This is a genomic window from Paraburkholderia sp., assembly GCF_035501035.1.
Lineage (GTDB): Bacteria > Pseudomonadota > Gammaproteobacteria > Burkholderiales > Burkholderiaceae > Paraburkholderia.
The window spans coordinates 1-10,729 of the sequence record NZ_DATJWR010000166.1; the positions used below are offsets into that span (position 1 = coordinate 1).

The 10,729-nt window shown below is 63.7% G+C and carries 13 protein-coding genes; 3 read left to right on the forward strand and 10 right to left on the reverse strand.

The window, feature by feature from the left end:
* The first annotated feature begins 526 nt into the window (after positions 1–526).
* Positions 527–715, forward strand: a complete 189-nt coding sequence (locus tag VMJ11_RS11520; protein ID WP_325619544.1) for a hypothetical protein — start codon at positions 527–529, stop codon at positions 713–715.
* A 147-nt stretch (positions 716–862) separates the two neighbouring features.
* Here VMJ11_RS11520 and hppD read toward each other — a convergent pair whose 3' ends face one another.
* Positions 863–1,960 (reverse strand): 4-hydroxyphenylpyruvate dioxygenase, encoded by a 1,098-nt coding sequence (hppD, locus tag VMJ11_RS11525; RefSeq protein ID WP_325619545.1) that lies wholly within the window; start codon positions 1,958–1,960, stop codon positions 863–865.
* A 138-nt stretch (positions 1,961–2,098) separates the two neighbouring features.
* Between hppD and VMJ11_RS11530 the strand changes: the two genes are divergently transcribed.
* The gene (locus VMJ11_RS11530; RefSeq protein ID WP_325619546.1) at positions 2,099–2,593 is read left to right on the forward strand and encodes an Lrp/AsnC family transcriptional regulator; all 495 of its coding nucleotides are present in this window, start codon (positions 2,099–2,101) and stop codon (positions 2,591–2,593) included.
* Positions 2,594–2,669: 76 nt separating this feature from the next.
* On the opposite strand, the gene VMJ11_RS11535 is transcribed toward VMJ11_RS11530, so the two are convergent.
* The 8 genes from VMJ11_RS11535 to paaA form a co-directional block, all read right to left on the reverse strand.
* Positions 2,670–3,335, reverse strand: coding sequence for a GNAT family N-acetyltransferase (locus VMJ11_RS11535; RefSeq protein WP_325619547.1), 666 nt, complete (start codon positions 3,333–3,335; stop codon positions 2,670–2,672).
* A gap of 241 nt (positions 3,336–3,576) precedes the next feature.
* Positions 3,577–4,179, reverse strand: coding sequence for a TetR/AcrR family transcriptional regulator (locus VMJ11_RS11540; protein WP_325619548.1), 603 nt, complete (start codon positions 4,177–4,179; stop codon positions 3,577–3,579).
* A 6-nt stretch (positions 4,180–4,185) separates the two neighbouring features.
* Positions 4,186–5,025: a DUF1835 domain-containing protein gene (locus VMJ11_RS11545; RefSeq protein WP_325619549.1), complete on the reverse strand. Its 840-nt coding sequence runs from the start codon at positions 5,023–5,025 to the stop codon at positions 4,186–4,188.
* A 156-nt stretch (positions 5,026–5,181) separates the two neighbouring features.
* Entirely contained in the window at positions 5,182–6,270 is a 1,089-nt protein-coding gene (gene paaE, locus VMJ11_RS11550; RefSeq protein ID WP_325619550.1) for a 1,2-phenylacetyl-CoA epoxidase subunit PaaE, read from the reverse strand.
* Between the two features lies 1 nt (position 6,271).
* Positions 6,272–6,799 (reverse strand): 1,2-phenylacetyl-CoA epoxidase subunit PaaD, encoded by a 528-nt coding sequence (gene paaD / locus VMJ11_RS11555; protein WP_325619551.1) that lies wholly within the window; start codon positions 6,797–6,799, stop codon positions 6,272–6,274.
* 79 nt (positions 6,800–6,878) lie between these two features.
* Positions 6,879–7,685 carry a 1,2-phenylacetyl-CoA epoxidase subunit PaaC gene (paaC, locus tag VMJ11_RS11560; protein ID WP_325619552.1) on the reverse strand — a complete coding sequence of 269 codons (807 nt, stop codon included), beginning with the start codon at positions 7,683–7,685 and terminating at the stop codon, positions 6,879–6,881.
* A 9-nt stretch (positions 7,686–7,694) separates the two neighbouring features.
* Entirely contained in the window at positions 7,695–7,979 is a 285-nt protein-coding gene (gene paaB, locus VMJ11_RS11565) for a 1,2-phenylacetyl-CoA epoxidase subunit PaaB (RefSeq protein WP_034188015.1), read from the reverse strand.
* A 73-nt stretch (positions 7,980–8,052) separates the two neighbouring features.
* On the reverse strand, positions 8,053–9,051 hold the full coding sequence (gene paaA, locus VMJ11_RS11570; protein ID WP_325619553.1) for a 1,2-phenylacetyl-CoA epoxidase subunit PaaA: 999 nt from the start codon (positions 9,049–9,051) through the stop codon (positions 8,053–8,055).
* 240 nt (positions 9,052–9,291) lie between these two features.
* Between paaA and VMJ11_RS11575 the strand changes: the two genes are divergently transcribed.
* Entirely contained in the window at positions 9,292–10,551 is a 1,260-nt protein-coding gene (locus VMJ11_RS11575) for an SGNH/GDSL hydrolase family protein (RefSeq protein WP_325619554.1), read from the forward strand.
* Here the strand turns inward: VMJ11_RS11575 and VMJ11_RS11580 are convergent.
* The coding region (locus VMJ11_RS11580) for a hypothetical protein (protein WP_325619555.1) at positions 10,500–10,729 on the reverse strand (230 nt) is incomplete at its 5' end. The genes VMJ11_RS11575 and VMJ11_RS11580 overlap by 52 nt on opposite strands.

The following is a 10,729-nucleotide window of genomic DNA, read 5'->3' on the forward strand; positions in this document are numbered from 1 at the left end:
ACCAGCGCCTGGATGCCGCTCATGTACGCGCGGCCGCGTTCGAGGGTGTATTTATCGTCGAGCGTGACGGAAGCGAGTGCGGCTTCGAGCGAAGCGCGCTGACCTGCGTCTAGCGGGGCATTCATTATGTGTCTTCCTCCATCCAACCAATCCGTTGTGGGATCGCCAGAACTTCAGGGCCTCGGCATCTTGTGAATGCGTTGGCCGGGGACGCCATATTGGCTTCTTTTGTTCGATAGTAGCACTCGGACAAACCCGCCGCTTTTGCTCGCCGGATAAGCGGCCCGGCAATCGCACGCATGCTTCGGGCCTGGTGGCGGGCTGTCTGTCGCGAAAGCGGCTCGAGATCCTCGTGTAACAAAGGATGTATCGGAATACGGGGCGGCGTAACAACGTGTAAAACTTGCACGGGCAAGGAACCGCACTTGAATATGCTGTCTAACTCCCTCACCTGTGCAAACCGCGCAGCGCCCCTGGTTGTAAAGGGGCACTATCGCAACAGGCAGTCTGAAAAAAGGAGTACAGCATGAATAATCGACATATCCAGACCTTCCTGACGGTCTCGGCCGCGTTCTTTGCCATGAGCGCGCCGCTGCATTCGAACGCCGGCACGAGGAACGGCGAGAATGCGACGACCCGGTGCGCCCAGTACACGCTGAGCGCAAAGGCGGACACGAACGCCATGCCGGCCGCGAAGGCCGAGCGCCAATCCTGATGCCGCGCTGATCCGCGCAGCATTCCATTCATCCGAATCGGCCGCCGGGGTGTGCAGCGGCGGATTCAAAAGACAAAAGGGCGAAGATCGCGTGATCTTCGCCCTTTTTGTTTGCTGCTAGCCGTCTTTCCCGGCAGGGCGGGTGCGTCAGGCCTTGTCCTGCACCACGCCGCGGCGGATCTGGTCGAGCTCGATCGACTCGAACAGCGCCTTGAAGTTGCCTTCGCCGAATCCCTGGTTGCCCTTGCGCTGGATGATCTCGAAGAAGATCGGGCCGATCTGGTTTTCCGTGAAGATCTGTAGCAGCAGGTCTTCGGGTGCGCCATCGATCAGGATCTTGCGCTTCTTCAATTCGTCGAGCGGCTCGCCGTGGTTCGGGATGCGGCGATTCACGAGCTCGTAGTAGGTGTCGACCGTGTCGAGCAGCGCGATGTTCGAGGCACGCAGGCCATCCACGGTGCGGTAGATGTCGCTCGTGCCAAGCGCGATGTGCTGGATGCCTTCGCCGTGATAGGCGTCGAGGTATTCCTGGATCTGGCCGGCCGTCTCGCCGCCTTCCTCGTTGATCGGGATACGGATCTTGCCGCACGGCGAGGTCATCGCCTTCGACTTCACGCCGGTCACCTTGCCTTCGATGTCGAAGTACCGGATTTCGCGGAAGTTGAAGAGGCGTTCGTAGAACTCGGCCCATTCGGCCATGCGGCCGCGATGGACGTTGTGCGTGAGGTGGTCGATATAGGTGAGGCCGTGGCCTACGGGGTTCTGCTCCGCACCTGGAATCGGCTCGAAATCCACGTCGTAGATGCTGATGTCGCCAATGCTGCCCGGCGCGGCGCCGTTCTTGCCGCGCCAGCGGTCGACGAAATAGATCAGCGAGTCGCCAATGCCCTTGATCGCGGGAATGTTCAGCTCCATCGGGCCCGTTTTGTTGTCGAAGCCCCATGCGCCCAGCTCGAGCGCATGCTTGTAGGCCTTGGCGGCGTCTTGCACGCGGAACGCGATCGCGCAGATCGACGGGCCGTGCAGGCGCGCGAAGCGCTGCGCGAACGAATCGGGTTCACCGTTGACGATGAAGTTGATGTCGCCCTGGCGGTAGAGCGTGACGTCCTTGTGGCGATGGCGCGCGACGGCGGTGAAGCCCATGCTCTCGAACAGCTTGCCGAGTGCCTTCGGGTCCGGCGCGGTGTATTCGATGAACTCGAAGCCGTCGGTGCCGACGGGGTTCTCCCAGGTGGGGATGTGCATGCGTGTCTCCTGCTGATGTAGATCAGATTTCGTGCAGAAAGTGTAGTCCGCTGAATTGGGAGAAAACTTGCGAGTTAGGTCTTTATGTCATCGATTTGCGCTATAAACTGCCTCAATAAAATGAGTGGATGGCAGAAAATGGCAAGCATCGAATTGGATGCGATCGACAGGCGAATTCTGGCGATCCTTCAGGAGAATGGCCGGCTCTCGAACCAGGAGATCGCGGAGCGCGTGAACCTCTCGCCGAGCCCTTGCTTGCGGCGCATCCGGCGTCTGGAGGAAAGCGGGGTGATACGCGGCTATGTGGCGCTGCTCGATGCCCAGAAACTCGGGCTCGACTTGCTCGCCTACGTGAACGTGCGGCTCGAAAAGCGTGGCCCCACGGCGGCGGGGCGCGACGGCGTCACGCACGCGGAGCGTTTTCGCGCGGCGGTGCAGACCTGGCCGGAAGTGGTGGCTTGCCACGCCATGACGGGCGACATGGATTTTCTGCTGCGCGTGCAGGTGGAGGACATGGCGCACTTTTCGCGTTTCGTGCAGGACCAGTTGCTGCACCATCCATCGGTGATCGACGTGAAGTCGAGTTTTTCGCTCGACACGTTCAAGGAGACGACGGCCTTGCCGATCCGCTGACGCTGTGCCGCCCAGATGCGAAAAAAGCGGCCGAAGCCGCTTTTTCAGTTCATCAGCCAGCCCTGACGGGCAGGAGTCACGCCGCAACCGCTTGCGGCAGGATCGTCTCGATCAGCTTGCTGGCCTGGCGTGCCTGGCGCTTGAGCGCGTAGTCGAACACCGCAGCCTGCTCCTGGAGCATTTCCGCGATGATGCTGCTCTGGTCGGCCGGCTCGAGTGAGAGGTAGGCATCGGCTTCGCCGTAGGCGTACTCGATCTTCATGCCCGACTTCTTCGCGATGTGCATCATTGTCGAATTGCGCGAGAGGCAATGCATGTAGAGCGTCGTGACGTGGGTGTTGCGGCTGCGGATGGCTGCGCGCTCGAACAGCTTCGAGCCGACGCCCTGGCCGCGGGCGCTTTCCAGCACGGACACGCCGAATTCGGCCGTGCGGCCGTTGCCGTCCGCCGGCAGATACGCCAGATGGCCGACGCCCGTGAGTTGCAACTGGTGGTCGAACACGCCGAACACGGTGTCGCGCGTGAAGTCCATCGAGCGCACGTAGTTCTCGATGACATGATCGGGCGCGGCCTGGCCGAAGCGCAGCAGGCGGTCGTCACGGTCGAGCGCGAGAAAGTGCGTGAGCAAGCGATCGCGGTCGGCCGAAGTGAGCACTCGCACCATGACTGGCACATGACCGGACGTCAACGAGCGGACGGACGACAGGGTCTGCGCGTTGCATTGGGTCGAAAGCGGGTTCATGGTGGGTTCTCCTTAAGATGCGTGCGGCATGATGCGCCGCAAAACGCATTCTAGCGGAAACCCTGGGTATGGGCTAGGGAAAACCCGGAGTGAGAATTTGAGTGTTGTACCTAATTAATCAAAGCGCAATTTTAAGCCGTTGATTTTTAATGATTATTCTAAGTGGGTAACTTGACGCGGCAACTGTTGTCTCCATGTGTCATGCTGCATCGCGTCAATTTGACCCGAAATTTCCGCGCGCTCAGGCGCCCTTCAGACCATGATCGACCACGGCGATCACCTGCTCCGCGAAATCGCGATACCCCATGCGGCCACCAGGCTTGAGCCATGTAAACGTCCAGTTGATCATGCCGAACACCATCATCGTCAGCGCGGTCTGATTCTCGGTTGTCACCCGCCCCGGATAGGCGCGCGCGAGCTGGCGCGTGAAGGCGGCGACCACGTCGCGCTGGCGGTTCAATACGATTTCGCGCTGGGCATCCACGAGATATTTGACGTCGTTCAGCAGCGCCACGTGGCGGCTGTGCGAGGTCTCGTACTCCGCGAGAAACGCACGGATCAGCTCTGCGAAGCTCTCGCGCTCGTCGAGTCCGCGCCGCTGGCTCGCGCCTTCCACCTCCGCGATGATCAGCATGAGCCGCTTCGTGTAGCGGTCGAGCAAATCGAAGAGGATCGCTTCCTTGCTCTCGTAATAGTGATACAGCCGCGCCTTCGAGGTGCCGCTCGCGGCCGCGAGGTCCGACATCGAGGTGCTTGGGTAGCTCGTTTGCGCGAACTTGGCGGCGGCGAGTTCGAGGATCTGATCGCGTTGGGTTTCGTGGTCGGGCGCTCGGGTGCGTGCCATGGTGATTCAGCGGGGGAGGGAAAGGTGCGTGGCGGTTAGCGGGAGAGGCGGGCGCGTGGCGCGCGCGGCTGCTGCGACGGGCGCACAGGCGGCGCACATGTCGTCGCGCAGACGCAACGCGTCGGCTGCGGCCAGCTCGCGCAGTCGCCACAGCACGACCGGCTCGCCGACCGTGAATCCCGCGCCGCCGCGCGTGAGCGCCGTACCGAGCGCGTCGCTCGCGAGCCATGATGTGTCCGCCGAAGTGGTTTCGTGTGTGGCGAGCACGTCGAGAATCAGCGTGTCGAGATCGCTCCACGAGCCGCTCGTGAACGTGTTGTCGCGCCAGCGACGCGTCTCGCCGTTGGCGAACTTGGCTTCCTGCCACTCGAGCGCGAGGCGCGTGATGCGCAGCACCGAGATCGGCGCGGCGTCGGGGAGCCTGGCCGTGAGGCGGATTGCGGCGTTCGGGCCCGAAATTTCATCCGCGGCGAGGCGCACCTCGTTCAATCGCTGCGGCACGTTGCGCAACCGGTAGCAGACGCGCCGCAGTGCAAGCTGGTGCGCCGCGTCGTTGGAGTGCCAGATCACCACGTGGGCATCGACGGCCTCGAGAGCGTTCAGCTCCGCGCACTCGTCGCGTGCGAGCGTGGGCGGCACGCCGCCAAGGCGCTCCCAGAAGTTGGTGCGCTGCGCGAGGCCCGGGCCGCCGGGCTCGTCGATGTCGCGAAGCGGGCCGACCGTCAGTTCGTCGCGCAAGGCGATCACGTGGTCCGAGTGATCGTCGGCGGGGCGGCCTGCTCGTTCGAGAGCCTCGCGTAGCGCCGCCGCGGCCGGTTCGCCGTAAATGAGGTGAATCGTGGTCATCGACAACTCGTTGCGTTCACGATGAACGCCTGAAAGCCCGAAGGTGCGCAAAAAACAAAAGGAGCCGCCCGCAGGTGTTGCAGCGCTGCGCTGCAACACCTGCGGGCGGCCCCTAGTGTAAGCGGATAGCCTGTAGGCCGAAAGCGTGCTGTTGCTCTAACGCTCGTCGAAGCTCACGACCACTCGCTCGCTGACCGGATGGCATTGGCAGGTGAGGACGAAACCGTCCTTCACTTCCTGCTCCTCAAGCGTGTAGTTCTTGTCCATCTTCACTTCGCCCTCGAGCACTTTGGCGCGGCAGGTGCAGCACACGCCACCCTTGCAGGCGTACGGGAGCGCGAGACCCGCCTTCAGGCCGACGTCGAGCAGGCTCACGCCCTCGTACGGCAGACGCATCTTGCGCTTCTTGCCGTCGATCACGATCTCGAGATCGGCTGCCGGCGTGCTTTCGGTGATTTCGATCGGCGGCACGCCAGCCTGCGGCAACGGCGAGCCGAAGCGCTCGACGTGCACGTTCCGCGACGGCACGCCCGCCTCCTTGAGCGCAGCTTCGGCGGCGTCCATCATCGGGCCGGGGCCGCAGATGAAGGCTTCGTCGATTTCGTCGGCTGGCAGCAGCGTCTGGAGGAACTCGGCGCACTTGGCCTGATCGAGCACACCGTTGAAGAGTTCGACGTCCTGGAGGTCGTCGGAAAGCACGTGATAGAGGCGCAGGCGATCCATGAACCGGTTCTTCAGATCCTCCAGCTCTTCGGCGAACATGATCGCGTCGACGCTGCGGTTGCCGTAGACCAGCGTGAACGCGCTGCGCGGCTCCATTTCGAGCGTCGTCTTGATGATCGCGAGCACGGGCGTGATGCCCGAACCGCCCGAAAACGCCACGTAATGCTTGCCGTGCTCGGCGTTCAGGTGCGTGAAGAAGCGGCCGTCGGGCGTCATCACGTCGATTTCGTGGCCCGGTGCGAGCTGCTCGAACGCAAAGTTCGAAAAGCGTCCGCCGCGCACGCGCTTGATGCCGATGCGCAGTTCGCCGTCACGGTCGTAGTCGGTCACGCCGACGCAGATCGAGTAAGAACGGCGCGTTTCTTCGCCGTCGATGTGGGTCTTGAGCGTGACGAACTGCCCTTGCGTGAAGCGATACGCATCGCGGAGCTCGGGCGGGATCTCGAAGGCGACGGAGACCGCGTCGGCGGTTTCGGGCCGCACTTCGCGGATGCGCAACGAATGAAATTGCGGAGTGGCCATATCAGTACGGTTTGAAGTAGTCGAAGGGTTCGCGGCAATCGATGCAGCGGTAGAGCGCCTTGCACGCGGTCGAGCCGAACTGCGCGAGGCGCTCGGTGTGCTTCGAGCCGCAGTGCGGGCAGGCGGGCACGGGCAGCGACTTCGGCATGAAGGTGATCGGCTGTTCGCCGGCCGGCGCGTGACTTCCGCAGTTGCCTGTGGGAGGCGCGATACCGTAGGCGCGCAGCTTCTCGCGTGCCTCGTCGGTGATCCAGTCGGTGGTCCACGCGGGCGTCAGGGTTGTCGCGATGCGGTATGGCGCGAGTTCGGCGGCGTCGAGCGCGTGTGCGACGTCTTCCGCAATCTGCGACATGGCCGGACAGCCCGAGTAGGTCGGAGTGATGACCACTTCGATCTGGCCGTCGGCCGTGCGGCGCACCTCGCGCAGGATGCCGAGTTCGCGGATCGACACGACCGGAATCTCCGGATCGGGGACCGCTTCGAGCACCTCCCACGCGCGTTCGAGCGCATGATCTGCCGTTGCTTGCATCGTGACTTCCTCTATTTCCTGCCTGGGGGACCCCTTAGGGGACCACTTGGCGGACCACTGCGGGGACCAATGAGTGGGCTTACCAGCGTGCGCCCGGATGCTGGCGCGCGAGGCTCTGCATTTCGGCGAGCACGAAGCCCATGTGTTCCGAGTGTTCACCGAGCTTGCCGGTCGTGACGTGTTTCACCGGCGCGGGCAGCGTGAGCGTGGCTTCCTCGAGCGCGGCTTCCACGTCGGTGCGCCAGGCGGCTTCGAGCTGCGCGGCGAGTGGCGCAATGCCGGCTTCGGCAACGGCCGCTTCGACGGCGTCGGTGGTGAAGAATTCGCGCGTGTATGGCATCAGCCAGTCGAGCGCGGCCTGGGCGCGGCGATGCGATTCGTCCGTGCCGTCGCCGAAGCGGACCAGCCATTCGCGCGCGTGGTGCACGTGATAGCGCGTTTCCTTGATCGAACGCTCGGCGATCGCGGCCAGCTGCGGATCGGCGGAGCGCAGCAGCGCCGTCCAGAGATGCGCCATGAGCGTCGCGTAGAGGAAGTTGCGCACGATCGTCACGGCGTAGTCGTTGGACGAATGCGTCGTGCCGACGAGCGGGCCGAAGTGCGGCAGCTCGGCAAGCGTGTAATTCGCGAATTCGCGCTCGGCGCGGAAATAGGCGTAGTCGTCCTCGGTGCGTTCGCGGCCGGTCAGCGCCTTTTCGAGCGTGGCGGCGTGCGTGTAGAGCAGCCGCGCCTGACCGATCAGGTCGAGGCTCATGTTGGCGAGCGCGATGTCTTCTTCGAGGATAGGGCCGTGGCCGCACCATTCCGTATTGCGCTGACCGAGGATCAGCGCCGTATCGGCGAGGCGCAGCACGTACGCGAGATGTTCGGGCGTGGGCGTCGTCATGTTGCGCTCTTACATGTGGTTGACTTCATCGGGCAGCGTGTAGAACGTTGGATGGCGATAGATCTTGTCGCCGGCCGGTTCGAAGAGCTCGGCCTTCTCGTTCGGATCCGACGCCGTGATCGCCGACGACGGCACCACCCAGATGCTCACGCCTTCCTGACGGCGCGTATAGACGTCGCGCGCCATGCGCAGCGCCATCGTGGCGTCAGCGGCGTGCAGGCTGCCGCAATGCTTGTGGTCGAGGCCCTGTTTGCTGCGCACGAACACTTCCCAGATCGGCCATTCCTTGTTCATTCCGGATCTCCTTCCTTCCTGTGTCGACTGGAGTTAGCGCTTCGGCGCTGACTCCGGTTCCATTTGCTGTGGATTACGCGGCGTGCCTGGCGGCGCGCTGACGTTGCTTTTCGTTGTGGGCGAGGGCGGCTTCGCGCACCCACGCGCCTTCGTCGTGCGCCTTCACGCGCGTTCCGAGACGCTCGCGGTTGCACGGACCGTCGCCGTTGACGACGCGCCAGAATTCTTCCCAGTCGATCGCTCCGTAGTCGTAGTGGCCGCGGCCCTCGTTCCATTTGAGGTCCGGGTCGGGCAGCATCACGCCCAGCACCTTGGCCTGCTCGACCGTGGCATCGACGAACTTCTGGCGCAGGTCGTCGTTAGAGATGCGCTTGATCCCCCACTTTGACGACTGGTTGCTGTGGACCGAATCGGCGTCGCTCGGGCCGAACATCATCAGCACCGGCCACCACCAGCGGTCCACGGCCTGCTGGACCAGCTCGCGCTGCGCGTCGGTGCCTTGCATCATCGCGAGCAAGGCATCGAAGCCCTGACGCTGGTGGAACGACTCTTCCTTGCAGATGCGGATCATGGCGCGCGCGTACGGGCCATAGGTGCAGCGGCACAGCGGAATCTGGTTCATGATCGCGGCGCCGTCCACGAGCCAGCCGATCACGCCGACGTCCGCCCAGGTGGGCGTCGGGTAATTGAAGATGCTCGAGTACTTGGCCTTGCCGGCGTGCAGCGCGTCGATCAGCTGGTCGCGCGAGACACCGAGCGTTTCCGCTGCGCTATAGAGATAGAGGCCGTGGCCTGCTTCGTCCTGGACCTTCGCAATCAAAATCGCCTTGCGCTTGAGGCTCGGGGCGCGCGAGATCCAGTTGCCTTCGGGCAGCATGCCAACCACTTCCGAGTGCGCGTGCTGCGAAATCTGGCGTACAAGCGTCTTGCGATAGGCTTCGGGCATCCAGTCCTGCGGCTCGATCTTGCCGTCGGCTGCCATCACGGCGTCGAACTGGGCCTGCTCAGGCGAGGCGGCCTCCGCATCGAGCGGGGCAACGTTGCCGGGGATGTCGAGGGATTGCGTGTACATGAAGACGCTCTCGTCGAAGTTGGGTATGGTGCGCAGTATAAACCAACCGACCGGTCGGTAAATGAATATTTTGAGGTGACGCAAAAAGAGACAGAGTGATGGTCGAGTTTTAGTGGACCGGCGGCGGGATTGCATGGGGTTTGCCCAAGCGAAGCAAGCTGGCGACTTGTCAGGCGGATGGAAGGCTGCGCAGCGGGCCATGGGGCACAATGGCCGTTTGCCCGCGCACTGGTTTTCCGGATGAAGATTTCTTTTGCTCCTCTCGCGGCCGCGGCCGCTGTGTTCGTTTCGCTTGGCGGCGCGTCGCCGGCGTTTGCACAACAACCGTCAGGCTCCTGGGTCACGAGTTGGGCCACGGCGCTCCAGTCGATTCCCCAGCGAGACTCGCTTCCGGCGCTCTATCGTGCGCCCGAAGTTGCAGGGCGCACCGTTCGTCAGATCGTGTATCCGACGCTCGGCGGCACGCTCGCGCGCGTGCACGTCAGCAATCTCTATGGACGCACACCGCTCGTGATCGAGGCGATGGCGATCGCGCCTTCTGCCGGTGGCGCGGCGGCGAGCGAAGCGGGCATGGTGCGGGTGACCTTCGGCGGCCGCGCGCAGGTGTCGGTGCCGCCTGGCGCGGCGCTCGATAGCGACCCGGTGCACACCGATCTCAAGGCGGGTGCACCGTACGCCATCAGTTCTTATATGGGACCTGAGCAAACGATGGTGGCCTGGCATCGCGTGGCGAGTCAGGTGAACTATGTCTCGCGTCCAGGTAGTCACGTCGCGGATGCGTCGAGTGGTGCGTTTACCGAGCGCTTCACCCAGTATGCCTGGGTGACTGGACTGGCGGTCGAGGCCCCGGGAGCGTCGACGGTGGCTGCGATCGGCGACTCCATTACCGACGGCATGCGCTCCACGCTCAATCAGAACCGCCGCTGGCCGGACGCATTGGCGCGCCGTATTGCGCAGTCGCAGCGCGCGGATCTTGCCGTGATCGATCTCGGGATCAGCGGCAACCGCCTGCTCAGCGATTCGCCGTGCTACGGCGAGGCGCTCGAGCGGCGGTTCGGGCGCGACGCGCTGGGCCACGCGGGCGTGCGGACTGTGGTGCTGCTCATCGGCATCAACGACATCAATTTCCAGTCGATGCCGGCGCGCTCGGGCCTCGACTGTGACTATCCTCATACGCACGTGGACGCGAACGATCTGATCGCGGGCTACCGGCGAGTGGTCGCGCAGGCGCACGGGCGCGGCGTGCGCATCTTCGGTGCGACGCTGACGCCGGCGTCGTTACCGCCTGAACGCGAGGCGATCCGCACCGCGGTCAACCAGTGGATCCGGACGAGCGGCGTATTCGATGGCGTGGTTGACTTCGACGCGGCGCTGCGCGACCCGGCTGATCCGGTGCGCCTACGCCGTGGATACGACAGCGGCGATCACATCCACCCGAGCGATGCGGGCTACGCGGCGATGGCCGATGCGGTGCCGCTGGCGGCTATCGCCGGGAAGTAAGGAAAATTTCCGCCTGTCATCTTGCGGAGCGGCTGCTGGAGCGCTAAGATTCGCCCCCTTCGCAGTTCGATGTCAGTGATGTCCGACACGCGAAGGCCGCCGCGGAAACCGGCGGGGGCCTTGATCAGCAGCTTTTCAGCGGTGACGCAAAAAAGAGGTTGACGAAGCGAAAAAGATT

What these genes read in the sequence shown, in the direction of transcription:
- VMJ11_RS11540 (WP_325619548.1), bottom strand. Translation starts at nt 4,179, where the DNA reads ATGGCACGCACCCGAGCGCCCGACCACGAAACCCAACGCGATCAGATC.
- VMJ11_RS11545 (WP_325619549.1), bottom strand. Translation starts at nt 5,025, where the DNA reads ATGACCACGATTCACCTCATTTACGGCGAACCGGCCGCGGCGGCGCTA.
- paaD (WP_325619551.1), bottom strand. Translation starts at nt 6,799, where the DNA reads ATGCAAGCAACGGCAGATCATGCGCTCGAACGCGCGTGGGAGGTGCTC.
- paaC (WP_325619552.1), bottom strand. Translation starts at nt 7,685, where the DNA reads ATGACGACGCCCACGCCCGAACATCTCGCGTACGTGCTGCGCCTCGCC.
- VMJ11_RS11535 (WP_325619547.1), bottom strand. Translation starts at nt 3,335, where the DNA reads ATGAACCCGCTTTCGACCCAATGCAACGCGCAGACCCTGTCGTCCGTC.
- paaB (WP_034188015.1), bottom strand. Translation starts at nt 7,979, where the DNA reads ATGAACAAGGAATGGCCGATCTGGGAAGTGTTCGTGCGCAGCAAACAG.
- paaA (WP_325619553.1), bottom strand. Translation starts at nt 9,051, where the DNA reads ATGTACACGCAATCCCTCGACATCCCCGGCAACGTTGCCCCGCTCGAT.
- VMJ11_RS11575 (WP_325619554.1), top strand. Translation starts at nt 9,292, where the DNA reads ATGAAGATTTCTTTTGCTCCTCTCGCGGCCGCGGCCGCTGTGTTCGTT.
- hppD (WP_325619545.1), bottom strand. Translation starts at nt 1,960, where the DNA reads ATGCACATCCCCACCTGGGAGAACCCCGTCGGCACCGACGGCTTCGAG.
- VMJ11_RS11530 (WP_325619546.1), top strand. Translation starts at nt 2,099, where the DNA reads ATGGCAAGCATCGAATTGGATGCGATCGACAGGCGAATTCTGGCGATC.
- paaE (WP_325619550.1), bottom strand. Translation starts at nt 6,270, where the DNA reads ATGGCCACTCCGCAATTTCATTCGTTGCGCATCCGCGAAGTGCGGCCC.
- VMJ11_RS11520 (WP_325619544.1), top strand. Translation starts at nt 527, where the DNA reads ATGAATAATCGACATATCCAGACCTTCCTGACGGTCTCGGCCGCGTTC.